The organism is Bradyrhizobium sp. P3_C3 (genome assembly GCF_056402655.1).
In genome coordinates, this window is sequence record NZ_JBFUGY010000014.1 from 41,020 (window position 1) to 65,283 (window position 24,264).

The 24,264-nt window shown below is 64.2% G+C and carries 24 protein-coding genes; 9 read left to right on the forward strand and 15 right to left on the reverse strand.

The genetic code is table 11. The annotated features are described in order from the left end of the window. Positions 1-62: 62 nt before the first annotated feature. From AC1DW2_RS18120 to AC1DW2_RS18160, 9 genes are all read right to left on the reverse strand, one after another. Positions 63-269: a hypothetical protein gene (locus tag AC1DW2_RS18120; RefSeq protein WP_014495977.1), complete on the reverse strand. Its 207-nt coding sequence runs from the start codon at positions 267-269 to the stop codon at positions 63-65. 123 nt (positions 270-392) lie between these two features. Continuing rightward, entirely contained in the window at positions 393-1,562 is a 1,170-nt protein-coding gene (locus AC1DW2_RS18125; RefSeq protein ID WP_063983845.1) for an acetyl-CoA acetyltransferase, read from the reverse strand. Positions 1,563-1,619: 57 nt separating this feature from the next. Next, positions 1,620-2,270 (reverse strand): bifunctional 4-hydroxy-2-oxoglutarate aldolase/2-dehydro-3-deoxy-phosphogluconate aldolase, encoded by a 651-nt coding sequence (gene eda, locus AC1DW2_RS18130; protein ID WP_028146563.1) that lies wholly within the window; start codon positions 2,268-2,270, stop codon positions 1,620-1,622. 13 nt (positions 2,271-2,283) lie between these two features. Then, positions 2,284-3,270, reverse strand: coding sequence for a sugar kinase (locus AC1DW2_RS18135; RefSeq protein WP_477006811.1), 987 nt, complete (start codon positions 3,268-3,270; stop codon positions 2,284-2,286). A 29-nt stretch (positions 3,271-3,299) separates the two neighbouring features. Beyond that, positions 3,300-4,286: a D-erythronate dehydrogenase gene (gene denD / locus AC1DW2_RS18140; protein WP_208086257.1), complete on the reverse strand. Its 987-nt coding sequence runs from the start codon at positions 4,284-4,286 to the stop codon at positions 3,300-3,302. 79 nt (positions 4,287-4,365) lie between these two features. Next, a complete protein-coding gene (locus AC1DW2_RS18145) occupies positions 4,366-5,241 on the reverse strand; it encodes a carbohydrate ABC transporter permease (protein ID WP_014495982.1) in 876 nt (291 codons plus the stop codon). Positions 5,242-5,243: 2 nt separating this feature from the next. Beyond that, positions 5,244-6,191 carry a carbohydrate ABC transporter permease gene (locus tag AC1DW2_RS18150; RefSeq protein WP_063983847.1) on the reverse strand — a complete coding sequence of 316 codons (948 nt, stop codon included), beginning with the start codon at positions 6,189-6,191 and terminating at the stop codon, positions 5,244-5,246. A gap of 67 nt (positions 6,192-6,258) precedes the next feature. Continuing rightward, positions 6,259-7,572 carry an ABC transporter substrate-binding protein gene (locus tag AC1DW2_RS18155; protein ID WP_071914934.1) on the reverse strand — a complete coding sequence of 438 codons (1,314 nt, stop codon included), beginning with the start codon at positions 7,570-7,572 and terminating at the stop codon, positions 6,259-6,261. A gap of 71 nt (positions 7,573-7,643) precedes the next feature. Further along, positions 7,644-8,705, reverse strand: a complete 1,062-nt coding sequence (locus AC1DW2_RS18160; protein ID WP_063983849.1) for an ABC transporter ATP-binding protein — start codon at positions 8,703-8,705, stop codon at positions 7,644-7,646. Between the two features lie 201 nt (positions 8,706-8,906). Here AC1DW2_RS18160 and gntR point away from each other — a divergent pair, with 201 nt between their 5' ends. From gntR to AC1DW2_RS18190, 6 genes are all read left to right on the forward strand, one after another. Then, positions 8,907-10,007 carry an HTH-type transcriptional regulator GntR gene (gntR, locus tag AC1DW2_RS18165; protein WP_166095128.1) on the forward strand — a complete coding sequence of 367 codons (1,101 nt, stop codon included), beginning with the start codon at positions 8,907-8,909 and terminating at the stop codon, positions 10,005-10,007. Between the two features lie 122 nt (positions 10,008-10,129). Continuing rightward, a complete protein-coding gene (locus AC1DW2_RS18170; protein WP_085401991.1) occupies positions 10,130-11,959 on the forward strand; it encodes an IlvD/Edd family dehydratase in 1,830 nt (609 codons plus the stop codon). Positions 11,960-12,123: 164 nt separating this feature from the next. Next, the gene (locus AC1DW2_RS18175) at positions 12,124-12,855 is read left to right on the forward strand and encodes an SDR family oxidoreductase (RefSeq protein WP_135214354.1); all 732 of its coding nucleotides are present in this window, start codon (positions 12,124-12,126) and stop codon (positions 12,853-12,855) included. A 119-nt stretch (positions 12,856-12,974) separates the two neighbouring features. Next, a complete protein-coding gene (locus AC1DW2_RS18180) occupies positions 12,975-13,721 on the forward strand; it encodes an SDR family NAD(P)-dependent oxidoreductase (RefSeq protein ID WP_014495989.1) in 747 nt (248 codons plus the stop codon). A 30-nt stretch (positions 13,722-13,751) separates the two neighbouring features. Continuing rightward, complete coding sequence (locus AC1DW2_RS18185) at positions 13,752-14,924, forward strand: serine hydrolase domain-containing protein (protein ID WP_477006812.1); 1,173 nt, start codon at positions 13,752-13,754, stop codon at positions 14,922-14,924. Positions 14,925-14,927: 3 nt separating this feature from the next. Then, positions 14,928-15,320 carry a GFA family protein gene (locus AC1DW2_RS18190; RefSeq protein ID WP_014495990.1) on the forward strand — a complete coding sequence of 131 codons (393 nt, stop codon included), beginning with the start codon at positions 14,928-14,930 and terminating at the stop codon, positions 15,318-15,320. A gap of 2 nt (positions 15,321-15,322) precedes the next feature. On the opposite strand, the gene AC1DW2_RS18195 is transcribed toward AC1DW2_RS18190, so the two are convergent. Further along, positions 15,323-16,234, reverse strand: coding sequence for a DMT family transporter (locus tag AC1DW2_RS18195; RefSeq protein ID WP_477006813.1), 912 nt, complete (start codon positions 16,232-16,234; stop codon positions 15,323-15,325). A gap of 90 nt (positions 16,235-16,324) precedes the next feature. On the opposite strand from AC1DW2_RS18195, the gene AC1DW2_RS18200 reads away from it, so the two are divergent. The 3 genes from AC1DW2_RS18200 to AC1DW2_RS18210 all read left to right on the forward strand — a co-directional run bounded on the left by AC1DW2_RS18200 (position 16,325) and on the right by AC1DW2_RS18210 (position 18,424). Next, positions 16,325-17,191 carry a LysR family transcriptional regulator gene (locus tag AC1DW2_RS18200; RefSeq protein WP_477006814.1) on the forward strand — a complete coding sequence of 289 codons (867 nt, stop codon included), beginning with the start codon at positions 16,325-16,327 and terminating at the stop codon, positions 17,189-17,191. A 70-nt stretch (positions 17,192-17,261) separates the two neighbouring features. Then, the gene (locus AC1DW2_RS18205; protein ID WP_354117476.1) at positions 17,262-17,942 is read left to right on the forward strand and encodes a site-2 protease family protein; all 681 of its coding nucleotides are present in this window, start codon (positions 17,262-17,264) and stop codon (positions 17,940-17,942) included. Positions 17,943-18,004: 62 nt separating this feature from the next. Next, a complete protein-coding gene (locus AC1DW2_RS18210; RefSeq protein WP_477006898.1) occupies positions 18,005-18,424 on the forward strand; it encodes a hypothetical protein in 420 nt (139 codons plus the stop codon). Here AC1DW2_RS18210 and AC1DW2_RS18215 read toward each other — a convergent pair. The 5 genes from AC1DW2_RS18215 to AC1DW2_RS18235 are packed head-to-tail and all read right to left on the reverse strand — an operon-like array spanning position 18,412 to position 23,854. Continuing rightward, positions 18,412-19,227, reverse strand: a complete 816-nt coding sequence (locus AC1DW2_RS18215) for an energy transducer TonB family protein (protein WP_071914947.1) — start codon at positions 19,225-19,227, stop codon at positions 18,412-18,414. The two genes, AC1DW2_RS18210 and AC1DW2_RS18215, sit on opposite strands and share 13 nt — an antisense overlap. A 9-nt stretch (positions 19,228-19,236) precedes the next feature. Next, complete coding sequence (gene exbD, locus AC1DW2_RS18220) at positions 19,237-19,692, reverse strand: TonB system transport protein ExbD (RefSeq protein WP_014495997.1); 456 nt, start codon at positions 19,690-19,692, stop codon at positions 19,237-19,239. Positions 19,693-19,695: 3 nt separating this feature from the next. After that, complete coding sequence (exbB, locus tag AC1DW2_RS18225; RefSeq protein WP_477006815.1) at positions 19,696-20,598, reverse strand: tonB-system energizer ExbB; 903 nt, start codon at positions 20,596-20,598, stop codon at positions 19,696-19,698. Further along, positions 20,595-21,284: a Fe2+-dependent dioxygenase gene (locus tag AC1DW2_RS18230; protein WP_028146578.1), complete on the reverse strand. Its 690-nt coding sequence runs from the start codon at positions 21,282-21,284 to the stop codon at positions 20,595-20,597. Before AC1DW2_RS18230 ends, exbB begins: the two co-directional genes overlap by 4 nt. A 20-nt stretch (positions 21,285-21,304) precedes the next feature. Beyond that, positions 21,305-23,854 (reverse strand): TonB-dependent receptor, encoded by a 2,550-nt coding sequence (locus AC1DW2_RS18235; protein WP_477006816.1) that lies wholly within the window; start codon positions 23,852-23,854, stop codon positions 21,305-21,307. Positions 23,855-24,264 lie beyond the last annotated feature (410 nt).

The following is a 24,264-nucleotide window of genomic DNA, read 5'->3' on the forward strand; positions in this document are numbered from 1 at the left end:
GGCAGCGACGCCGCGCGCGCAAGGGCGGCCGGGGTATGGCCGCATGCGCGGTGCCGCGGCCGCTATTTCTTCTGGCGGGATTCGCGGATCTTGATGAGACGGTCGAGCTCATCGTTCTGCTGGTTGATCCGGTCGGCGATCCGCGACTCGTTCTGCTCGCCGGAGGCGGCCGCGGCCTGCTCGATGAGCTGCCGGATATTGTCCTCGAGGATCGCGATGCGATCGTTGAGTGCGTCTATCGACAGCGAGTCTTCGTAGTCATTGCCCATGATGCATTCCCTGCCAATCAATGAAGAGCCGCAGGATGGGCAAAGCCTAGCGTGCCCACCATGATCTAGCGCAACAAAAAGGTGGGCACGGCGCAAACGCGCCTTTGCCCACCCTACGAGAACTTACTTCAGCGGCTCCAGCACGGAAACGTAATTCGCGACCGCTGCGCCGCCCATGTTGAAGATGCCGCCAAGCTTGGCGTTCTTGAGCTGCATGCCCTCGGGCGCCTGGCCAGCGAGCTGCATCGCGGTCATCACGTGCATGGAGACGCCGGTGGCGCCGATCGGATGGCCCTTGGCCTTCAACCCGCCGGACGGATTGACCGGCAGCTTGCCGTCCTTGAGCGTCCAGCCTTCCTTGATGGCGCGGGCGCCCTGTCCCTTCGGCGTCAGGCCCATCGCTTCGTACTCGATCAGCTCGGCGACCGTGAAGCAGTCATGGGTCTCGACGAAGGAGAGATCGGTGAGCGCAACGCCCGCCTTCTCCAGCGCGCGCTGCCAAGCGACCGTGCAGCCCTCGAACTGGAGGATGTCGCGCTTGGACATCGGCAAAAAGTCCTGGGCGTGCGCGGTGGCGCGGAAGCCGATCGACTTGCTCATGCCCTTGGCGGTCTCGGCGTCGGCCAGCACCAGCGCCGCGGCGCCGTCGGAGACCAGCGAGCAGTCGGTACGCTTCAGTGGACCCGCGACGTAGGGGTTCTTCTCGCTCTCGGCGCGGCAGAACTCGAAGCCAAAGTCCTTGCGCATCTGGGCGAAGGGGTTGGCGACGCCGTTCTTGTGGTTCTTGGCCGCGATCAGCGCCAGCGCATCGGACTGGTCGCCGTATTTCTGGAAATAGGAGCTGGCGATCTTGCCGAACACGCCGGCGAAGCCGCCGACGGTGTCGCCGTCTTCCGGCAGATAGGATGCCTTGAGCAGGTTCTTGCCGATCTCGGGCCCCGGGGTGCGGGTCATCTGCTCGACGCCGACGACGAGCACGATCCTGGCCGCGCCTGCGTCGATCGCACGCAGGCCCTGATGGACCGCGGCGGAGCCGGTGGCGCAGGCGTTCTCGACGCGGGTCGTCGGCTTGAAGCGCAGCTTCGGGTCGGCCTGGAGCACCAGCGAGGCGGTAAAATCCTGCGGCGAGAAACCGGCGTTGAAATGGCCGAGCACGATCTCGTCGACGTCGGAGGCGGAAATGCCGGCATCGGCCATCGCCTCGTTGGCCACGCGGGTGACGAGGCTTTCGACGGTCTCGGTGTCGAACTTGCCGAACGGCGTATGCGCCCATCCGACGATGCTGGCGGTCATGGTCATCTCCCTGGGGTCTCTTACTGACCTAAGTCTTAGCCCACCAACCGCAAGACTTCACGTGGCTTTCAGGGCCTTGAGGGTGCGCTGGCAGATGGCAGTTATGCCGGCCCAGTTCCCGGCCTTGATCTCCGCCGTCGGGCATAGCCAGGAACCGCCGACCGCGACCACGTTGGGCTCGGCGAGCCAGGTCGCCGCATTGGCCTCGCCCACACCGCCGGTCGGGCAGAACCGCACATTCGGGAACGGCCCGCCCAGCGCGCGCAGGCCCTTGATGCCGCCGGCCTGCTCGGCCGGGAAGAATTTTGCGACGTCGAGGCCGTAGGACAGCGCCAGCATCAGCTCGGACGCGGTGGCAATGCCCGGCGCGAACGGCAAGGAGCTGTCCGCGGCGACCTTCAGCAGATCGGGGGTCAGACCCGGGCTGATGCCGAACGCGACGCCCAACTTCTCGACACGGACGAAATCGGCCGGCTTGAGGATCGTGCCGATGCCGACGACCGCCTCGGGCACCTCGGCCATCATCGCCCTCGCCGCCTCGATCGCAACGGGGGTGCGCATGGTCACTTCCAGCGTGCGGACGCCGCCGGCCACCAGCGCTTTCGCCAGCGGCACGGCATCCTGGATCCGCTCGATGGTGAGGACGGGAATGACGGTCGCGGCCTTGAACAGCGCGACGAGATGGTTCTGTTGGGCGGTCGTGGTCATCTTGGCTTTCGTTTCACTTGGTCGCTTGACGCGTGGTCGCCGGCCGGTGCCGCTTCTTCGGCGGCATGGCATAGCCCGGAATGATGGCGCCGGCATAGCAGATCACGAGGCTGGCGAGGCGGTGCCCGGCCTGGGCTGCCTCGACCGGATCGGAGCCGCCGAGCCGGGCCGCGATATAGGCCGCGGCAAAGCTGTCGCCCGCCGCTGTGGTGTCAACGACCGGCTTGGTCATGGGCTCGGCGCGGACCTCGCTGGTGCCGCCGGGAAAGCGCAGCAGGCTGACGGGCTCGGCGAGACGGAACACCAGCTCGGGGCTCGGGATGCGTGCCATCAACTGCTCGTGGCTTTCGCCGGGATAGAGCGCGAGCAGATCCTCGGTCGAGGTCAGCACGATGTCGGCGGTCGCAAACGCCGTGGCAAAGACCTCGCGGGCGACGTCGCGGTCCGGCCATCCCCGCGCGCGGAAATTGGTGTCGAACACGAAGCGGGTGCCGAGCAGGCGCGCCCGCTTGATCGCCGCGAACAGGCGCTCGCGCCCGGCCGCATCGTAGATCGAGAGCGTGATCGCGGAGAGATAGACGATGTCGTAGCTCATCAGCGAGTTGAGCAGCTCGTCCGTCTCGGGCAGGTTCATCAACTGGCGCGCCGCCGCACTGTCGCGCCAGTGGAAGAACTGCCGCTCGCCCTTCGCATCCGTCTGGATCATGTAGAGGCCGGGCAGCTTGCCCGGCAGCCGGGAGACGCGGCGGGTCCCGACGCCCTCCGCATTCCAGGCCGCGATCATCTCGTCGCTCAGGGCATCGTCGCCGAGCGCGGTGAGATAGTCGACCTTGACCTCGAGCCGCGCCAGGTACACCGCCGTGTTGAGGGTGTCGCCACCAAAGCCGCGCGAATACAGGCCGCCGCCCTGGCCATGCCCGCTGGACTGTCCAGCGGACTGTCCACCCTGGGCCTGCCGGAGCTCGACCATGCATTCACCGATGCAAGCAACGCTCGCCATCGTCATATCCACGCTGTTCATCAGTTCGATCAGGCGACGAAGTTGCCGCCGAGCTCGTCTTCGATGTGAATGCGGATGATGTCGTCAAAAGTCTTTTCTTCGGTGGTGAAGCCGAGCTCGCGTGCCCGCTTCGCCTCGAAATTGCGCGGCCAGCCGCCGACGATGCCGACGATGAACGGATCCAGCTCGTGCTTGATGCGCGCGGCGACCTTGTCGCCCGCAACACGACGGAGGGCTGCGATCTGCTCACCGACGGTGGCCGAGAAGCCGGGCATGGTCAGGTTGCGGCGCGGACCGACCTTGGCGAGGTCCATCGTGCCGGCATGGAGCAGGAAGCCGACGGCGGAACGCGGCGTGGCGTGCCAGTGGCGGACGTCCTCGGAGACCGGGAGGATCGCTTCCTTGCCGGCCAGCGGCTCGCGCAGGATGTTGGAGAAGAAGCCCGATGCCGCCTTATTGGGCAGGCCGGGCCGGATGCAGATGGTCGGTAGGCGGATGCCGATGCCGTCGAGGAAGCCGCGGCGCGAATAGTCGGCGAGCAGCAATTCACCGATCGCCTTCTGGGTGCCGTAGCTGAGCAGCGGGGTGTGGAAGAACTCGTCGCCGATCGCATCCGGGAACGGCGCGCCGAACACCGCGATTGACGAGGTGAAGACCACGCGCGGCTTGTAGCCGCCGCCGACGAGCCTGACGGCATCGAGCAGCATCCGCGTGCCGTCGAGATTGATGCGGTAGCCCTTGTCGAAATCGAGCTCGGCTTCGCCGGAGACGATCGCGGCGAGATGGAAGATCACGTCGGGTCGGCCGGCGATCAGCTTTTCGGCTGCCCCCGGCACGGCGAAATCGCCTGACACGGTCTCGACGGGGAAACCGGCCTTTTCCGGCTTCTTGGGCTCGACCACGTCGTGCATGGTCAGTTTGGTGATGTCGCTCTTGCCGAGCCGGCCGTCGCGCAACAGCCGTTCACACAATTTACGGCCGACCATGCCGGCGGCGCCCAGAACCAGAATGTGCAAGAGCCTACTCCTTCTTATTGGCCGGAGCGCGCCGCTCCTGACACGTTCTCCTGGCACGCTCTCAAGGCAGGCCCCGCGATCATTCCTTCACGGCGCCGGTCATCGCCGACACATAATACTCCACGAAGAAGGAATAAAGGATAACTACGGGGACCGAGCCGATCAGGGCCGCCGCCATCAGCGCGCCCCAATGGTAGACGTCGCCGCTGACGAGCTCGGTGATGGCGCCGACGGGAATCGTCTTGTTCTCCGACGAGGAGATGAAGGTCAGCGCGTAGATGAACTCGTTCCAGGACAACGTGAAGGCGAAGATGCCGGCCGAGATCACCCCCGGGAGCGACAGCGGCAGCGTGATCTTGACCAGGATCTGGAGCCGCGTCGCACCGTCGATCAGCGCGCATTCCTCGAGCTCGTAGGGAATGGTGCGGAAATAGCCCATCAGGAGCCAGGTGCAGAACGGGATCAGGAAGGTCGGATAGGTCAGGATCAGCGCCAGATTGCCATCGAACAGGCCGAGCTGGAACACGATCGCCGCCAGCGGAATGAACAGGATCGAGGGCGGCACGAGATAGCCGAGGAAGATCGCTAGCCCCACATAGCGCGAGCCCTTGTAGCGGAGACGTTCGATCGCGTAGGCGGCGCAGACGCTGGCGAACAGCGAGATGAAGGTGGAGGACACCGAGACGATCACGGTGTTCCACATCCAGAGCGGATAGTCGGTTTCGACCAACAGCTTCTTGATGTGCTCAATGGTCGGATTCACGATCCAGAACGGATTATACTTCTCGTAATCGTACATCTCCGCGTCCGGCTTGAACGTCGCGACCGCCATCCAATAGAACGGGAACAGCAGGAAGAAGATGATCAGGCCGAGCGGAAAGTACACCCGCAAGAACTTCCGCGGGAAGCTCTCGAGATAATCCATTCCGACGCTTTGGTCGTCTGCGGTGCTCATGGTCAGTCCCTCCCGCCCTGCTGCCAGCGGGAGCGCTGAAGCCCGAAGAAGCTGAGCAGGATCGCTGCGACCAGGAACGGGATCATCGCGTTCGAGATCGCTGCGCCCTCCCCGAGATTGCCGCCGGTGATGGCGCGCTGGAACGACAGCGTCGCCATCAGATGCGTGGCATTGATCGGCCCGCCCCGCGTGATGGTGTAGATCAGCTGGAAGTCGGTGAACGTCATCAGCACCGAGAATGTCATCACGACCGCGATGATCGGCGACAGCATCGGCAGCGTGATGTGGCGGAAGCGCTGCATGTTGGTGGCGCCATCGAGATTGGCCGCCTCGTAGAGCGAGGGCGAAATCGTCTGCAATCCCGCCAGCAGCGTGATCGCCACAAAGGGCACGCCACGCCAGATGTTGGCGGCGACGACCGACAAGCGCGCATTCCAGGGATCGCCGAGGAAGTCGATGTAGCGCGTGATCAGGCCGGCCTTGATCAGCACCCAGGAGATGATCGAGAACTGGCTGTCATAGATCCACCAGAACGCGATCGCGGACAGCACCGTCGGCACCACGAAGGGCAGCAGCACGATGGCGCGAATCATCGACTTGAACGGCAGCCGCTCGTTGAGCAGCAGCGCGAGGTAAAGGCCGATGGCGAATTTCACGATGCTCGCGGTGAACGTATAGAAGATGGTGTTGAAGACCGAGAGCCAGAACACCGAATCCTTGGAGAGCGAGACGAAGTTCGCAAAGCCGATATAGCGCCCGGCCCCGCCGATCTTGGTGTCGGTCATGCCGAGCCAGAAGCCCAGCGCCAGCGGATAAGCCAGAAACAGGATGAGGATCGCGATCGCCGGCACCATGAACATCGCGCCGAGCCAATTCCGGCTCTCGAATGCTCTGGTCCAGAGGCTGGCGCGCTTGACCTGCGCGACAGCGGACTCGGCCATGACTGCCATGTCGGATTCCCCTCGGGAGAAAAGTCACGGCGTCCGGCGAACCGGACGCCGCGCGGATTGGCGTTGATCAGACYTGGTAGTAGCGCTTGGCGCGCTCGGCGGCGCGCGCCGCCGCCTGCTTCGGCGTCGCCGAGCCGGAGGCTGCTTCCGCGAACATGTCGACGACGACGAAGTCGCCCATCACCGCGGCGGAGGCATAGCCGAGATCGCCGGCAAAGCCGTTGTCGCGGCAGCGCTTCAGGCAGTCGCGATACGGGGTGATCTTCGGATCCGACGTCCACACCGGGTTGTCGTTGTAGGCCGGCAGCGGCGGCGACACGTAGCCGTTGGAAGCGACCTCCCAGGCGTCGTAGTTCTCCTTGTCCATCATGAATTTGATGAATTCCTTGACCGCCTTGGGATACTTCGAGTGCTTGTAGCCGTAGTAGACCAGCACGTTCTGCTGCTCGGTCGATACGCCCACGGGGCCGATCGGCATCGGCGCGTGGTTCATATCCTTGGCGATCTCCTGCTGCTTCGCATCGGTAGAGTTCTTGCCGACGGTCCAGATCGAGATGCCGTTCAGCGTCAGGCTGAGTTCGCCGTTCAGGAACGCCTTGTTGTTGTTCGAGTCATTCCACGACAGCACGCCCGGGATGAAGGTCTCGTAGAGCTGCTTGACGTATTCGAGCGCGGCGATCGTCTCCGGGGAGTCGATCACGACCTCGTTCTTGTCGTTGACGACCTTGCCGCCGAACGCCCAGAGCGCCCACTGGCACCAGCCATTGGCATCGCCCGTGGCATGGCCGAGCGCGAAGCCGGCCGGCGTGTTGTTCTTCTTCAACGCCTGGCAGAGCTTGAGGAAGCCGGCGGTGTCCTTGGGGAATTCCTCGAAGCCCGCAGCCTTAACGTGGCTGATGCGGTAGTTCAGGCAGCCGCCGGTCGCGCCCTGCGGAATGGCGATCCAGCTGTTGCCCTTCTTGCCATAACGTTCGGCAACCGGATACCAGCCGCCATACTGCGCGCCGAGATAGTCGGCGACATCAGTCATATCGATCAGCTTTTCCGGGAATTTGTGGGGATCGTCGAGCGTGCCGATGATGAGGTCGGGGCCGGCGCCGACATTGGCGGCCACCGCGGCCTTGGGGCGGATGTCTTCCCAGCTCTCGGCCTCGAGCTTGATCTTGACGCCGGTCTTCTCGGAGAACTTCTTGGTCTGCTCGGCGAACTTGTCGAACTCGGCCTGGATGAACTGCTTCCAGCGCAAGACGCGGATGGACGCGTTCGGTTCGGGCGTGTTGGTCCACTCCGCGGCGCGGACCGGCACGATGCCCGGGCCGGCCAGCAACGCTGCGCCGCCCAGGCCGGCCTTAAGCACACTTCGCCTGTCGAAATTGCTCATCGTTCTCTCCCTGAATTTTATATTTGTATTGGGTCGTTCTTGAACAGTCGTTGGGCAATCCTTCGGCGCGGCTACATGCGTTTGCCCGTCGCCTCGTCGAACAGATGAACCAGTGACGGGTCAGGCTTCAGCTTGACCTTGTCGCCCGGATTGAACTGGTGACGCTCGCGGAAGACCGCGACGACCTGCTCGCCACCCACCTTCGCGAACACCTGCGTCTCCGAGCCGGTCGGCTCGACCACGATGATCTCGGCATCGGCGCCGTCGTCCGCGATGGTGAAATGCTCGGGTCGCACACCGTAGACGACAGGACGACCGTCGGACGCCGCCGGCGCGTTCTTGAGCGGCAGCTTGACGCCGTTCGGCCCCTCGAAGGTCGCAACGCCGTTGACGCGCACATGGCCTTTCAGGAAGTTCATGGCCGGCGAGCCGATGAAGCCGGCGACGAACTGGTTGTCGGGCTTGTCGTAGAGCTCGAGCGGGGTGCCCATCTGCTCGACGATGCCGTCATGCATGACGACGATCTTGTCAGCCATGGTCATGGCCTCGATCTGGTCGTGGGTGACGTAGACGGTCGTCGTCTTCAGCCGCTGGTGCAGCTCCTTGATCTCGGTGCGCATGGCGACGCGCAGCTTGGCGTCGAGGTTCGACAAGGGCTCGTCGAACAGGAACACCTGCGGATCGCGCACGATGGCGCGACCCATCGCGACGCGCTGGCGCTGACCGCCGGAGAGCTGGCGCGGGTAGCGCTCGAGCAGCGGCGACAGCGCGAGAATTTCGGCAGCGCGCTTGACACGCTTGTTGATCTCGTCGGAGCTCGCGTTCCGCAGCTTCAGCGAGAAGCCCATGTTCTCGCCGACGGTCATGTGCGGATAGAGCGCGTAGTTCTGGAACACCATCGCAATATCCCGCTCCTTGGGCTGGATATTGTTGACGACGCGGTCGCCGATCGAGATCGTGCCGGAGGTGATGTTCTCGAGGCCTGCAAGCATGCGCAGAAGCGTCGACTTGCCGCAGCCGGAGGGGCCAACCAGGACGACAAACTGGCCGTCCTCGATCGGAATCGAAACGCCGTGCAGGACTTCAAAATTGCCGAACGATTTCCGCACGTCGCGGATTTGCACAGACGACATCTAGCTCCCTCCTCGAAAGTCCACGACGCCTCACGCGCCGCGACCGTCTTGTTTTTCAGACTTCACCGAACGAAGCCCGATCTTAGCGAGCGACATTGTCGGCAGTTTGTGCGGTTTTGGCAATTTGTCTTTGGTTAGTCGTTGCTGGTAGCGCTGTCAACGTTCCTTTGTTTGCCGGACCGACTGTGATAAGAGCAGCAAATGGGTCGAAAACGCACCAAGTCAGGTAAAATCCGGCTGGCGGAAGTTGCCGAGCTTGCCGGCGTCAGCCCGATCACGGCGTCCCGGTTCTTCCGCAATCCGGAGGCCCTGTCGGTCGCCAAGCGGACGCGGGTCGAGAGCGCGGCCAACGAGCTCGGCTATGTGCCGAACCTGGCGGCGCGAGCGCTGGCCTCGCAGCGCACCGAAGTGATCGGCGTCTTGATCCCGTCACTGACCAACAACGTGTTTTCCGACGTGCTGCGCGGCATCTATGACGCCTCCGAAGGCAGCCGGTACTCGATCCAGTTGTCCAACACACGCTACAGTATTCTCCAGGAGGAGAAGCTGCTGCGCCTGTTTCTTGCGCAGAAGCCGGCCGGACTGATCGTCACCGGCATCGACCAGACCGCGGAATCGCGCGCGATGCTGGAGGCCGCCGACTGCCCGATCGTGCAGATCATGGAGATCGGGCCCAATCCAGTCGACATGATGATCGGCTTTTCGCACTATGATGCGGCCCGCGCGGCGATCGCCCACCTGTTCGCGCAAGGCCATCGCAAGATCGGCTTCGTCGGCGCGCGCATGGATCCGCGGGTGCAACGGCGGCTGGACGGATATGTCTCGGCCATGAAGGACGCCGCGCTGTTCGAGCAGCGCCTCGTCGTCACGACGGCGACACCGACCTCGGTGACGCTCGGCGGCACCCTGTTCACCGATCTGCTGGCGCGCGAGCCCGATATCGACTCGGTGTTCTGCGCCAATGACGACCTCGCGCTCGGCGTGCTGTTCGAATGCCGGCGCCGGGAGATCGCGGTCCCCGAGCAGATCGCGATCGTCGGATTCAACGACCTCGAATTCATGGCCTCCGCGGTGCCCACCCTCACCAGCGTGCGCACCAACCGCTACGAGATGGGCAACACGGCCGCCACCATGCTGATCGAAGCGATCGACGGACGCCGCCCCGAGCAGCCGGTGCTCGATCTCGGCTTCAAGGTGATCGAGCGGCAAAGCTCGTCGTCGCGGCGGTCGGACGACAGGCCTGCCGCATCAGGCGCGGGCGCCGCGAACAAAATGATAGCGTTACCAAGTGGCCAAGACTAGTATCGCGCTTGTGAGGGAATGACCCGCCAACGGGCCTTTGAACCATGGATCGCGCCGTTGGGCATCGCACCAGCCGAAGCTGAGCTCCCGACGCCAGTGCGTTTGCATTGCAGGAGAAACCAATGACAAAAAAACCAACCAATGGGCATGCGCCCGCCAGCAACGGCGCTCGCCGCCACCTCCGCTCGCAGGAATGGTTCAACAATCCGCATAATCCGGGCATGACCGCGCTCTATATGGAGCGCTACCTGAATTACGGCCTCACCCGGGCCGAGCTTCAGTCCGGCAAGCCGATCATCGGCATCGCCCAGACCGGCAACGACCTTTCCCCCTGCAACCGCCACCATATCGAGCTGGCGCACCGCGTCCGCGAAGGCATCCGCGAGGCCGGCGGCATTGCGATGGAATTCCCGACCCATCCGATCCAGGAGACCGGCAAGCGCCCGACCGCGGCGCTCGACCGCAACCTCGCCTATCTCGGCCTTGTCGAGATCCTCTACGGCTATCCGCTCGACGGCGTGGTGCTGACCACCGGCTGCGACAAGACCACGCCTGCCTGCATGATGGCGGCGGCGACCGTGAACCTGCCCGCGATCGTACTGTCGGGCGGCCCGATGCTGAACGGCTGGCATGCCGGCGAGCGCACCGGCTCCGGCACCATCGTCTGGAAGTCGCGCGAACGGCTCGCGGCCGGCGAGATCGACTATGAGGAATTCATGGAGATCGTGGCGTCCTCGGCGCCGTCGGTCGGCCATTGCAACACCATGGGCACCGCCTCGACCATGAACGGGCTTGCTGAAGCGCTCGGCTTCTCGCTGCCGGGCTGCGCGGCGATCCCGGCCCCCTATCGCGAGCGCGGCCAGATCGCCTACGAGACCGGCAAGCGCGCCGTCGAGATGGTCTGGGAAGACCTCAAGCCGTCGGACATCCTGACGCGCAAGGCGTTCGAGAACTGCATCGTGATCAACTCGGCGATCGGCGGCTCGACCAACGCGCCGATCCACATCAACGCGCTGGCCCGCCACATCGGCGTCGAGCTGTCGATCGACGACTGGCAGAAATTCGGCCACGACGTGCCGCTGCTGGTCAACATGCAGCCGGCCGGCTTCTATCTCGGCGAGGAATTCCACCGCGCCGGCGGCGTGCCGGCCGTGGTGCGCGAGCTGATGAAGCACAAGCGCATCCACGAGGACGCGGTCACCGTGAACGGCCGCGGCATCGGCGAGAACTGCGCCAATGCGCCCGCGCCCGACAATGACGTGATCAGGGCCTACGACAAGCCGCTGGTGAAGGACGCCGGCTTCCTGGTCCTGAAGGGCAATCTGTTCGATTCCGCGATCATGAAGACCAGCGTGATCTCCAAGGAATTCCGCGACCGCTATCTCAGCAACCCGAAGGACCTCAACGCCTTCGAGGGCCGCGCCATCGTGTTCGAGGGCCCGGAGGATTATCACGAGCGGATCGACGATCCTTCACTCGACATCGACGAGAATTGCATGCTGTTCGTCCGCGGCACCGGCCCGATCGGCTACCCCGGTGGCGCCGAGGTCGTGAACATGCAGCCGCCGGCTGCGCTGATCAAACGCGGCATTCTCGCCCTGCCCTGCATCGGCGACGGCCGCCAGTCCGGCACCTCGGGCTCGCCGTCGATCCTGAACGCCTCGCCGGAAGCTGCCGCCAATGGCGGGCTCGCGATCCTCAAGACCGGCGACAAGGTACGCATCGACCTCAACAAGGGCAGCGCCAATATTCTCATTTCGGACGACGAGGTGAAGAAGCGCCACGCCGAGCTGATGGCCAATGGCGGCTTCAAGCATCCGGCGAACCAGACGCCGTGGCAGGAGATCTACCGCAACACGGTCGGCCAGCAATCGACCGGCGCCTGCATGGAGCTCGCCACAAGGTATCAGAACGTCGCCGGCACGTTTGGTGTCGCCAGAGACAACCACTAACAGCCACGTCGTCATTGCGAGCGAAGCGAAGCAATCCAGAGATATCTCCAAGGAGACAGTCTGGATTGCTTCGTCGCAACAGTGCAAAATTGCTGCGCAATTTTGTCACGAGCTCCTCGCAATGACGAGCCGATAGACAAATTCAAGCCAAGGAGAAAAACAACATGGCAGACCGCCTCAAGGGAAAGCGCGCCGTCGTCACGGCTGCAGCGGCAGGCATCGGGCGCGCATGCGCCATCGCATTCGCGCGTGAAGGCGCAACCGTCATCGCCACCGACATCAACGAGGCCGGCATCGCGGGCCTGACCAAGGAAGGCATCGCCGAGGTCGCAAAGCTCGACGTCCGCAACACCGCCGACGTCAACGCCTTCGCCAAGCGCATCGGCAAGGTCGACATCCTGCTCAACGCGGCCGGTTTCGTGCATCACGGCACCATCCTGGAGTGCTCGGAAGAGGATTTTGACTTCTCGTTCGACCTCAACGTCAAGTCGATGCACCGGACCATCCGGGCGTTCCTGCCCGAGATGCTGGCGGGCGGCGGCGGCAGCATCGTCAACATCTCGTCCTGCGCGGCGCTGCGGCCACCGGCCAACCGCTACGTCTACAGCGCGTCGAAGGCGGCGGTGTCGCTGCTGACGCGCGCGGTCGCGCTCGACTTCATCACCAAGGGCATCCGCTGCAACAGCATCTGCCCCGGCACCGTCGAGACGCCCTCGATGCTCGACCGCGCCGCCGCGCAGGGTCCGCAGGGCAAGGAGATGTTCGTCTCCCGCCAGAAGATGGGCCGGCTCGGCACCGCCGACGAAATCGCATCCATGGCGGTCTATCTCGGCAGCGACGAAAGCGCATTCACCACCGGCGTCGACCTTGTCGTCGACGGCGGCTACATGCTCTGATCGCTCCTCATCCCGAGGAGGCGCGACAGCGCCGTCTCGAGGATGGGCCACGGGCTTATGGTTCGAGACGCGCGCAAGTGCGCGCTCCTCACCATGAGGGATAGACAAGGGAGTTCTCGATGAACAAGATCGATCTCAACGGCCGCATTGCCGTCGTTACCGGCGGCGCGCAGGGCTTTGGCCGTGCCATCACCCGGCGCTTCATCGACTCCGGCGCCAAGGTCGCGATCTGGGATTTCGACTCGGCTCTCGCCGAGAAGACCGCGAATGAAGTCGGCGGCGAGACAAAGGTCTTCAAGGTCGACGTCACCGACCCCGCCGCCGTCGAGCAGGCGCGCGATGCGACGCTTGCCGCCTTCGGCAAGATCGACATCCTCGTCAACAATGCCGGCATCGCCGGCGTCAACAAGCCGGTCTGGGAGACCGATCTCGAGGAGTGGCGCAAGGTCCTGCGCATCAATCTCGACGGCCCTTTCATCGTCTGCAAGGCGATCGTGCCGACGATGCTCAAGCAGAAATACGGGCGGATCGTGAACATCGCCTCGATCGCCGGCAAGGAAGGCAATCCCAACGCCTCGCATTATTCGGCCTCCAAGGCCGGACTGATCGCGCTGACGAAATCGCTCGGCAAGGAATTGGCGGCACATGACATCCTCGTGAATGCGGTGACGCCGGCCGCGGCGAAGACCGCGATCTTCGACCAGATGACGCAGCAGCATATCGACTTCATGCTGTCAAAAATCCCAAAGGCGCGCTTCGTGCTGGTGGAAGAGCTCGCCGCGATGGTGAGCTGGCTCGCATCCCAAGATTGTGCCTTCTCCACCGGCGCCGTGTTTGATATTTCCGGCGGACGGGCGACCTACTGAAGCTTTGGCCGCCCCTTGAAGGGGTGGACCATGCGGCTTGGACGTCGGGATTTTGGGCGGCGGGATTTCGTGAAGCTCGCAGCGGGCGTAGGCGCGCTGCCGCTGCTGTCGCGCGTTGCACCCGCGCAACTGGCGCCCAACCCGCCGAGCATCCTCCCGCCCTCGCCAGCCGAGCGCGGCGCCATGGCGCGGCTCGCGCGCAGCTTCATGGACAAATACGACGTGCCGGCGCTGTCCTTTGCGATCGGCTATGCCGGCACTGTTGTCCACGAGGACGCCTTCGGTCTTGCCGATCGCGAGCGGAACGAGACCGTGACACCGCGGCATCTGTTCCGGATCGCCAGCGTCAGCAAGATGATCACCTCGGTCACTATCTTCCGCCTGATCGAGGAGAACCGCCTCAATCTCACGGATCGCGTGTTCGGCCCCGGTGCACTGCTCGGCACCGATTACGGGTCACCGCCCTACTCCGCCGGCATCGACCAGATCACGCTCGAGCATCTGCTGACGCACGCTGCCGGCGGCTGGAGCAATGACAACCGCGATCCCATGTTCACGCATCCGCGGATGGATCATGCCGAGCTGATCGCCTGGACGCTCGCCAACCGGCCGCTGGACCGGCCGCCGGGCCAGCACTACGCCTATTCCAATTTCGGCTATTGCGTGCTGGGCCGCGTGATCGAGAAGCTCACCGGCCAGGCCTATGCCGAGCACGTCCGCACCGAGGTGCTGACGCGCTGCGGCGTCACCGACATGACCATCGCCGGTAATACCCGCGACCAGCGTCAGGCCGGCGAAGTCGCCTACTACGGTCAGGGCGAAAGTCCGTATGAGATGAAGGTGAGGCGGATGGATTCCCATGGCGGCTGGATCGCGACGCCGGCGGATCTCGTGCAGTTCCTGATGCATGTCGACGGCTATACGAGACCGGCGAACATCCTGCGGCCGCGCACCATAGAGGTCATGACCACCGCGCCCAGTTACAGCCCGAACTACGCCAAGGGCTTCTGTGTCAACAAATTCGACAATTGGTGGCACAATGGCAGCCTGCCGGGCACGAGCACGATTGCCGTGCGCACCCATGGCGGCTTCTGCTGGGCCGCCTTCACCAACACCAGACGCGGGAATTCCAACATGGATGGCGATCTCGACAATCTCAACTGGAGCATGGCGCGCCAGGTCGGCGAATGGCGGGTGGCCTGAGCCATGATCCGGGAAGGTGGATGCCTGTGCGGCGCGGTACGGTTCAAGGCGGAGGGTGAGCCGCTCAACGTCCGCATCTGCCATTGCCGCCTGTGCCAGAAGGCGATGGGCTCGCCCTATTTTGCCCGCGCGCAGTTCGACCAGCGCGCGCTGACCGTCGAGGGCGACACCGGCCGCTATGCCTCGTCCGAGAACATCGATCGCGTGTTCTGCAAGCGCTGCGGCACGCGCCTGTTCTCCTGGCGGCGCAACGGCACGCTGGCGGGCGTTTCGCTCACGACCTTCGACGATCGCAACGCCTTCGCGCCGACCGAGCACATCTGGGTCTCGGAGAAGGTCGCCTGGCTGAAGCTCGACGACGGCCTCACGCAATATCAGGGCACCATCCCGGCGTGACGTCAGGCTTGCCCTGACGCAGGCACTCTCGCCGCCTGAGCGCGCCGTCCCGCCGTCGTCGCGATCCAGATCCCGGCAAACACCGCAACAATGCCGGCCGCCAGATTCCAGCGCAGCGGCTCGTTCAGCAGCCAGGCGCCGACCAGGGAGGCCGTGATCGGGTTGACCGTCACCGAGATCGCGACGCGCGTCGGCGTGGTCCGCTCAAGCGCGAAGGCCCAGAGATAGAAGGTCAGCGCAGCACCAAAGGCGCCGAGATAGAAGGCCGCCAGCCATTGCGGCGCGCCGAAGCCGGCGACCGGCGCAAAACTGCCGCGGACATAAGAGAGCAGGATGAGGCAGGCCGCGCCCGCCGCCATGCTCATGGTCGTGAAGGCGATCGGGCTGGAGCGCCGGATCAGCGGCTTCGACCAGATGCCGTACAGCGCCATGCACAGCGCTGCCGCCATCATCAGGAGATCGCCGCGCCAGGCGCCGGATGGTGCCGAGGTCAGGTCGGAGAGCAGCGCGACGGCAACGCCAAACGTCGCAATCACGACACCGATCGATTTGCGCCAGCTCAGGGCTTCGGCGCCGAGCGCCGCGCCGATCACGAGCGACAACAGCGGAAGCGTCGACAAGGCGAGCGCGCCGCGCGCGGCGGTCGTGAAGATCAGCGACGCGTTGAACAGGATCGGAAACAGCGCAAAGAACAGGATGCCGAGCCCGATCGCGGCGGCCCAGTCCCCTCGCCCCGGCCAGCGGTCACCGCGGAGCAGCGTCAGGGGTAACAGCAGCAGGAAGCCGATGCTGAACCGGAACGAGCCGATCGCGAGCGGATCGAGGCTGCCCACCAGATAGCGCGTGGCACCGATCGAGGTGCCGCCGAGGCCGCTCGACAGCACCGCGGCCAGAACGCCGGAGATTTCGCCCACACGCCCTCCCTTGACGAGCTCTGAACGCAGCATACGAGGCGCGCCGAAACAGGGAATGGAGTTTCCGTCATGCTGGGATAAGTTTTCGTCATGACCACGCCTGTTCTCGACCCCGATCTGCTGAAAGCATTTCTCGCCGTCGCCGAGCATCGCTCGTTCACGCGCGCAGCCCAATTGCTCAACCGGACCCAGTCGGCGGTCAGCGTCCAGATCAGGCGCCTGGAAGAGCGGATCGGCACCAGGCTGTTTCAGCGCACCAGGGCCGGTGTCGCGCTGACCGCGGCGGGCGAAGAACTCCTCGTTTATGCGAGGCGGCTTCTCGGCCTCAATGCAGAGGCGATCGCTGTGCTCCGCGCACGCAAGCGCGACGCCGTGGTCCGCCTCGGCGTGATGGACGATTACGGCACGATCGTCATTCCGCCATTGCTGGCGCGCTTTGCCCGAAACCACCCGGAGATCCGGGTCGAGATCGAGACCGGCCTGACCGCGACGATGCCGGCCCGGCTCGGCGAGGCCTATGACCTCGTCATCGCCATGCATCCGGAAGGACGCGGCGATGGCGAGCTGCTGCGGCGCGAGCAGGCGGTCTGGGCTGCGGCCAGGACGTATCGGGCCGAAGCACAGGACACGCTGCCCGTCGCGCTCTTCCCGCCGGGCTGCCTGTTCCGGCAATGGGCCGCGGAGGCCCTCGATGCCGCCGGCCGGCCCTGGCGCCTGGCCTTCGTCAGTCGCACCCTTGCGGCGGTGGAAGCGATCGCGGCGGAGGGCCTTGCGATCACGGTTGTGAAGGCCGGCACCCTGCCGCCTCGCCTGCGCGCCCTGTCGAACGGCCTGCCGCCGCTGCCCGCCGCGGACATCCGCCTTCACCGCGCGCGCAACCTGTCGCAGCCGGCGGCGCTGCTGGCGGATCATTTACGGCTTGGGATTTCGGAACCCGCGTCCCATATCCTGACCTGACGCGTTGCCCCATCACCGGATCGGCCGGGTTGGCTGCAAGGCCACGAGGCACAAACGGGACGGACGAGCCGTGAACATTTCCCTCTATGAGCTTTCTGTATGGGTGCTACCGCTGCTGCTCGCGATCACCTTCCACGAGGCCGCGCACGCTTTCGTCGCGTACCGTCTCGGTGACAACACGGCCTGGCAGCTCGGCCGCGTCAGCTTCAACCCGATCAAGCATATCGACCCGTTCGGCACCCTGATCCTGCCGGCGATGCTGCTGTTCGCGCACTCGCCGTTCCTGTTCGGCTATGCCAAGCCGGTTCCCGTCAATTTCCGCAAGCTCAACCATCCCAGGCTCGACATGGTCTGGGTGGCCCTTGCCGGGCCCGCCACCAACATCCTGCTGGCGCTCGCGGCGGCTCTTGCCCTCCATGCCGTGCCCTTTGCACCGGCAGGCTCGGCCCAGTGGATTTTCGACAACCTCAAGAACGCGCTGGTCATCAACGCGGTGCTGGCGGTGTTCAACATGATGCCGATCCCGCCGCTCGACGGCGGGCGCGTCGCGGTCGGGCTGTTGCCTCGGGCCCTCGCCATGCCGCTGGCCCGGCTCGAGCCATTCGGGATGCTGATCCTGATTGGTCTTCTGATCCTGCTGCCGCTCGCGGGCTCCCAGTTCGGTCTAAATCTTGATGTTATTTCAGGAATACTGCGAACGTTGACCGGTTATGTGATTCAGGCTGTTCTCTTCCTGACCGGCAACGCGTAGTTCAACAGAACACCCGAACATAAGCCGAAGGGCTCGAGGCCGACTTGGTCAAAGCTGCCGATATGCTGATCGCGCGACGCGCGGACACCCGCGCCCGCGCCGATTTTGCCACCTGGAAGATGATGGCCAAGCTCAACGGGGCCTCCGCGCTGCCTGCCGAGGCGCAGGAGTTCCTGGCCAGCTACAAGAACCTGCTGGCGCGGATGAGCGAGGGCGAGGCCACCGAGGCCACGATCGGCGCGATCTACAAGGCCTACTATGCCGAGATGGGCGGCGCGGGAACTCCGCCCGACGTCCGCACCCGTCCGCCCGAGCCGGCGGCGGACAATGTTACCGCTTTCCGCCGACCTCCCCCGAAACCGACGAAGACGGCCTCCTTCACGGCGGCGTTTAGCGGAGCCCAGAAACGGCCGCTCCCGGTGGCGCTGATCTTCGTCTGCCTGGTCGTGGTCTATGTCGGGATCCGGCTCTACTGGCGCTGAGCCGATTTCTTCTTTTTCTTCTCGTCCGGCGGCGTGAAGATGATGTCGACGGTCCGCTCGAACCGGTCTTCGGTCAGTCCGGCCGGGGGCTGCGGGATGGGATCGGACTTGCGGACAATCGAGAGCGCGGCCGCATCGTAGGCCACATCCCCCGATGACTCCACGACGTCGACGGACAGCACATTGCCCCTGCGGTTGATCGCGAAGCTGACCTTCACCTTCTGATTATTGGGCTGCTTGCCCTCCGGGTTGACCTTGTGGGCCGTGAGGTGCGCGCTGATCTTGCGATTCCAGTCGGTCGTAATCCTGAGGATGTCCTTGCCGAGGCCAAGCACCGGCGCCAGGGCCTTCTCGGCCTCGCGCGCGTCCTCGTCGAGTGTCTGCCGCGCCGTTGCAACCGACTGCGGCGAAGCCTCGGCAGCGGGTGTCTCGACCGCCGCGATCTTGGGATCCTCGTCCTGCGGCTTCTTCGAGATGTTTTCGGTGACGACCCGATCGGGATCGTCGACCTGTTGCGACTGGTCCTTTGGAAGCTCGGTTTCCTTGGTCTCGGCCTTTTGCTCGGGAAGCGCCTGCTGCTCCTGCATCGCTTCGCTGTCCGGTCCCGGCGGAAGGTCGGTCTCGGGCGCCTTGGGCGAGGCCATCTCGACGGCGAACTCCGCGCCGGACGCGCCCAGGCCATCGTCGTCGTCATCGGTCCGCAGATGGGCCAGGGCGAGCGCGGCACCGCCCAGATGGAGCGCGAGCGCCGCCACCGCTGCCAAAATCCAGAGCTTCCGGGATGGTCTGGCTTCGTCCGACATCGTGCGCCTCTAAGGCTGACCGGCGCCTGCCGCGGGCGCTCCGGGAGCGCCTTCCAGCGCGACCAGCTTCACCCGGGAATAGCCACCTGAGCGCAAGAGCTCCATGACGCTCATCAATTCGCCATACGGCACCGAACGATCGGCGCGCAGGAAGACATACTTGTCCTTGCTCATGTCGGACAGGCCGTCGAGGGTCCCGATCAACTCGGCGCGGTGGACCGGGTTTTCGCCGATCGCAAGCGTCAGGTCGGGCTTGATGCTGAGATAGGTCGGCTTGTCCGGCTTCTTCTGCGGGGTCGCGCTCGAGGTCGGCAGATCGATCGGCAGGTCGACCGTGGAGAGCGGAGCTGCGACCATGAAGATGATCAGCAGCACCAGGATGACGTCGATGAACGGCGTGACGTTGATGTCATGCGTCTCGCCGAAATCGTCGTCGTCATCATTGTCTGCGAGCGAAACGCCCATGGTTCACTCCGCCGCGCGCGAATGCGCGCTGCCGTGGCTGCGGTCGAGATCGCGCGAGAGCAGCCGCGCCGCCGCGCCCGAGGCACGGCTGACGAGCTCGAGATAGCTTTTCGTCATGCGCGAGAAGTGGTTGTAGATGATGACGGCGGGAATGGCGGCGACGAGGCCGATCGCCGTGGCGAGCAGCGCCTCGGCGATGCCGGGCGCGACGACGGCGAGGTTCGTGGTCTGCGACTTCGAGATGCCGATGAAGCTGTTCATGATGCCCCAGACCGTGCCGAACAGGCCGACGAAGGGCGACGTGGAGCCGATGGTCGCGAGCACACCCATGCCGACGCGGATGCGCCGCGCCTCCGCGCGCACGATTTCGGAAAAGCTCGAGGCTGCGCGCTCCTTGATGCCGGCATCGCTGGACAGGCCGGCCGACATCCGCGCCTCACGCAGCGCCGCCGCCAGGAAGGACGGCAGAATGCCCTGCTTGGCGCCGAGCGCCATTTGCGCTTCCGCGAGCGAGCGCGCCTCCGAGATCTTCTTCAGTGCCGAACGAAGCTTGCCGGACGCGACCGACAGCTCGATCGACTTGGCGATCAGGACGGTCCAGGTCATCAGCGATGCGAAGGCAAGCCCGATCATCACCGCCTTCACGATGACGTCCGCCGACATGAACATCACCCAGGGGGACAGCTCCTTCATGGCCGGCGCGATAGCGGCCGCGTCGGGCTTCGCCGCGGGCGCCGCCACCGCCGGAACGGCAGCTGGAGCCGGGCTGGCCGCGGCCGGCTGAGCCGTCGCCTGTGCCAGTGCCGCCGGCTGGGTCTGTGTCTGGGCAGAAACAGGGGATACGAGCCAGGCGGCCGCCAGCATCAAGGCGGCGGCAAGGCTTGCTTGGAAGGACATGATCTTCATACTTCGGCCCAGTAGCGAATGAGGTTGTGATAGATACCCGTCAATTTGACCGTTTCGGGATCGTCACGCCCGAGCCGTTCCACCAGCGCCTGAATCGCGGTGTCGAGGTCAAAGATCATGCTCCGGGCTTGATCGTCCCGTATCATGCTCTGAAGCCAGAAGAAAGACGCAACCCGCGTCCCCCTCGTCACCGGCGTGACGAGATGGAGGCTGGTCGAGGGATAGAGCACGCAGTCCCCGGCTTGCAACTTCACTTCGTGCGAACCGTAGGTGTCCTCGATCACAAGTTCGCCACCGTCATACTCTTCCGGCTCGGCCAGGAACAGCGTGACAGACAGGTCTGTGCGGATGCGAAGGCCGGTCAGGCGGTCGCCGCGGATCGCATTGTCGACATGCAGCCCGAAATGATGGCCGCTGTTCGCCGCATAGCGGTTGAACAGCGGCGGGAAGATCTGCAGTGGGATCGCCGCTGCCAGGAAACGCGGGTTCGACGTCAACGCCGAGATGATGCGGTTGCCGAGCTTGCGCGCGACCTCGCTGTCAGGCGGCAACTGCTCATTGCGCTTGACCATTGCTGACTGCGCGCCCGCGGTGGAACGGCCGTCTTCCCATTCGCTGGCGTCCATGATGCGGCGGAATTCCGCCACATCATCCTTGCTCAGGACGCCGTCTATGCATGTCAGCATGGCACCTCGTCGTTACTCCATCAGTAGCGCGCCGAGATCACCAGATAGGCGGCGCGTCCCGGTGCTTCCAGCACGAAGGGCGCGGCGCTCTGGTACAGCGCGTCATAGTAGCGTTTGTCGAAGATGTTGTTCACGAACAGCTTCAACTGCCAGTTCTTGTTGATCTTGGCTTCCGCGAACACATCGAAGCGCCAGTAGCTCGGAAGCGACGTGCCTGCGTTGGCCGCAAGCAACGAGCCACCGTAGATCTTCGAGCGGTAGACGGCCTGCCCGCCCAGTTCCCAGATATCGTTGAACTGGTACTTCGACAGCATGCTGAACGACTGATGGGCAACGTTGGCCAGAGGAAGCCCGACATTGGTGGTGTAGAGAAGCGGCGCGGGCATGTTCGCGGGCTTCACGTTGGACGCCGTAACCTCCGACTGCATCAGGACGAGGCCGCCGAACACACTCCATTTGTCGGTGATCTTGCCGCTCACGCCGAGATCGATGCCGCGAATACGATAAGCGGAACCTGCGGTGATACACGATATGTTGCCGGTCGTGCCGGCGGGATAGACGCATCCCAACGCGGACGCCGTGGCCACACTATTGACGTTCTGTGCCTCGCGCGCATTGTCCTTGGTGGTCTGAAACAGCGCAGCCGTCAGGAGCAGGTGGCGGTCGAACAGCTCCCACTTGGTGCCGAGTTCGATGGCCGTGTTCTTCTCCGGCCCGAAGATCTGATTGTTGCCGCCGGCCAGAGCGGGATTGACGCCGCCATACGCGGTGCTGGTGCCGTCGAACTCGGCGCCCACCGGGTTCGCTGAGGTCGCGTAGGCCACGTACACGCTGCCGTTTGGCGCCGGCTTCAAGGTCAAACCGAGATTGAAGTTGGGAATCAGGAAGTTTGCCGATTGCTGCTTGAGAGCGTTGCCCGCCCCGTATGCAGACGTATCGAGGTTGTAGTTGTCGTAGCGGAAGCCGCCATTGAGGATCAGGAGGTCACGATAGTTCGCACTGTCCATGACGTAGCCGCTGACAGTGTCGATGCCGATCTTGGCCGGCAGACCGGCCAGTGCGAGCGCCTTCCCGGGCAAGAACGTGTCCTGAGGGAAGAAGACGCTGACACCTGTCGGCGAGCCGCCTGGAGTGATCGGAACTCCGTTCCCTTCCGAGGTGAGCCCGAGATACTTGTCGATCGACGACCGCTCGCGATCGACTTCGATCCCGGCCAGCGCGGTGTGCTTGAAGCCGGCCCAGTCCTGGAACTTGTAGGTCGCTTCCGTCTGGTTGGCGAGCACGTCAGTGATCTGGAGACGGCTCTGCGGATTCATCGTGAGCGTCGAATTCGAAAGCGGGTTGGCGATCACCGGCTGCTCAGGCAGCGTTCCGACATAGTTCTGGGTCGAACGAGATACGCGGAACTTGTTGCTGACCATCAAGTCGGGCGTGATCTGCACTTCCGCGTTCAACGAACCGATGTCCTGGCCGGTCCGGTAGAAGTCGCGGTTGATCTGGCCATACCAGTTGTTGCGGTTGGAGCCGAAGTCCGGGAACGGCCCACCGGCGGTCGTCGCCGTGCTCGGCCGGTAGTAGGGCACGCCGAAGTCCGGCACGCCGGTCAACTCGGTGTGGATGTAACCCCCGGTCACCTTGATCGTGTCGGTCGGCTTCCAGGTCGTGGCGACGAACGCGCCGTTGCGATTATCCTTGACGAAATCGCGACCGGCGACATCGGCGTCCTGGAACAGACCGCCGGCACGAACGGCCAGCGTCGGGTTGATCACCTGGTTGACGTCGAGCACCACACGCTTGGTCTGGTCGGTGCCAAACGTCGTGTCCATGTTGTAGAAACTGTTCTGCGTCGTCGCCTGCTTGGTGACGATGTTGATCGCACCACCGGCGACACCGCGGCCCGCGAAAGTTGAGCCCGGACCACGCAGAATTTCGACCTGCTCGGTGAAGAAGTTTTCACGGACGCTGACGCCCGCGTCGCGCACGCCGTCGATGAAGATGTCGTTGCGGGCATCGAAGCCGCGAATGAAGAAGCGGTCACCGAAGGCATTGCCGCCCTCACCCGTTCCGAGCGTCACGCCTGCCGTGCTCAGGATCGCCTGCTTCAGCGTCGTGGCGTTCTTGTCCGCGAGCACATCCTTTGTAAGCACGGTGATCGATTTTGGCGTGTTGAGGATTGGCTCAGGGAATTTACCTGACGCTTGCACTCGGGTGGCCATATAAGGCGCGGCGGGATTTGCGTACGGATCACGATCGGCAGGACCAGGGCTCGGATTGGCGACAGGCGCTTGTGCGGCCTGCTGCCGCTGCGCCGCGCGCCGCAGCGCGTTGCGCGCGCGAATCTGATCGGCGGTGGGCTTCGAAGCGGTCGGACGCGGACGCTGCTGAGGCGCATCGACGTTCACGGGGGGCAGATTGGTCTGCTGCGCCTGTGCGCCGGTCGAGACCGTCGCGACCGCGATCAGACTGGCGACCGTGGACACAGTCTTGCCGGTCGCAGTGTCGAAATTGTTGCCGAAGGATTTCCGATCCGCAACCGAACGCAACGATCGCGGTGTCTTCATCATGCCCATCACACGCCCCACAGTGCTTATGCTTCCATTGGTCGCGTTGCGACAACGCGACGCATTGGTGCTATCGGGCGTGTTCATGGGGGTCAACGCGATCTCGGCCACACTCCGTTTGAATCCGACCATTTCAAAGCAATTCTAAACTCGGTTGAGTACGCCGCAGTTTTAAACGGTTCTAAACTTGAACCATTCTAATCTGGACATTGATCGCTGCGATCTCGTCGTGCCGCATCAACCTTCGAACTGATGCGCTTCATCGATGCAGAGACGCGAACGATGGGGCGGTGCTATCGGTCGGAGAAAAGCAGGTCAATGCGATTGATCTGCCAGCACATTTGGATTCATCCAGATCGGACTCGGTGCAGATTTCAATCTGGAAACATGGACGCATGCGAGAGCTGCGCAGGCGCGAG

Excerpts from the sequence above, each read along its gene's own strand:
- AC1DW2_RS18120 (WP_014495977.1), bottom strand. The coding sequence starts at position 269 with ATGGGCAATGACTACGAAGACTCGCTGTCGATAGACGCACTCAACGAT.
- AC1DW2_RS18125 (WP_063983845.1), bottom strand. The coding sequence starts at position 1,562 with ATGACCGCCAGCATCGTCGGATGGGCGCATACGCCGTTCGGCAAGTTC.
- eda (WP_028146563.1), bottom strand. The coding sequence starts at position 2,270 with ATGACCACGACCGCCCAACAGAACCATCTCGTCGCGCTGTTCAAGGCC.
- AC1DW2_RS18135 (WP_477006811.1), bottom strand. The coding sequence starts at position 3,270 with ATGGCGAGCGTTGCTTGCATCGGTGAATGCATGGTCGAGCTCCGGCAG.
- AC1DW2_RS18145 (WP_014495982.1), bottom strand. The coding sequence starts at position 5,241 with ATGAGCACCGCAGACGACCAAAGCGTCGGAATGGATTATCTCGAGAGC.
- AC1DW2_RS18150 (WP_063983847.1), bottom strand. The coding sequence starts at position 6,191 with ATGGCAGTCATGGCCGAGTCCGCTGTCGCGCAGGTCAAGCGCGCCAGC.
- AC1DW2_RS18160 (WP_063983849.1), bottom strand. The coding sequence starts at position 8,705 with ATGTCGTCTGTGCAAATCCGCGACGTGCGGAAATCGTTCGGCAATTTT.
- gntR (WP_166095128.1), top strand. The coding sequence starts at position 8,907 with ATGGGTCGAAAACGCACCAAGTCAGGTAAAATCCGGCTGGCGGAAGTT.
- AC1DW2_RS18170 (WP_085401991.1), top strand. The coding sequence starts at position 10,130 with ATGACAAAAAAACCAACCAATGGGCATGCGCCCGCCAGCAACGGCGCT.
- AC1DW2_RS18175 (WP_135214354.1), top strand. The coding sequence starts at position 12,124 with ATGGCAGACCGCCTCAAGGGAAAGCGCGCCGTCGTCACGGCTGCAGCG.
- AC1DW2_RS18180 (WP_014495989.1), top strand. The coding sequence starts at position 12,975 with ATGAACAAGATCGATCTCAACGGCCGCATTGCCGTCGTTACCGGCGGC.
- AC1DW2_RS18185 (WP_477006812.1), top strand. The coding sequence starts at position 13,752 with ATGCGGCTTGGACGTCGGGATTTTGGGCGGCGGGATTTCGTGAAGCTC.
- AC1DW2_RS18190 (WP_014495990.1), top strand. The coding sequence starts at position 14,928 with ATGATCCGGGAAGGTGGATGCCTGTGCGGCGCGGTACGGTTCAAGGCG.
- AC1DW2_RS18200 (WP_477006814.1), top strand. The coding sequence starts at position 16,325 with ATGACCACGCCTGTTCTCGACCCCGATCTGCTGAAAGCATTTCTCGCC.
- AC1DW2_RS18210 (WP_477006898.1), top strand. The coding sequence starts at position 18,005 with ATGCTGATCGCGCGACGCGCGGACACCCGCGCCCGCGCCGATTTTGCC.
- AC1DW2_RS18215 (WP_071914947.1), bottom strand. The coding sequence starts at position 19,227 with ATGTCGGACGAAGCCAGACCATCCCGGAAGCTCTGGATTTTGGCAGCG.
- exbD (WP_014495997.1), bottom strand. The coding sequence starts at position 19,692 with ATGGGCGTTTCGCTCGCAGACAATGATGACGACGACGATTTCGGCGAG.
- exbB (WP_477006815.1), bottom strand. The coding sequence starts at position 20,598 with ATGAAGATCATGTCCTTCCAAGCAAGCCTTGCCGCCGCCTTGATGCTG.
- AC1DW2_RS18230 (WP_028146578.1), bottom strand. The coding sequence starts at position 21,284 with ATGCTGACATGCATAGACGGCGTCCTGAGCAAGGATGATGTGGCGGAA.
- AC1DW2_RS18235 (WP_477006816.1), bottom strand. The coding sequence starts at position 23,854 with ATGGGCATGATGAAGACACCGCGATCGTTGCGTTCGGTTGCGGATCGG.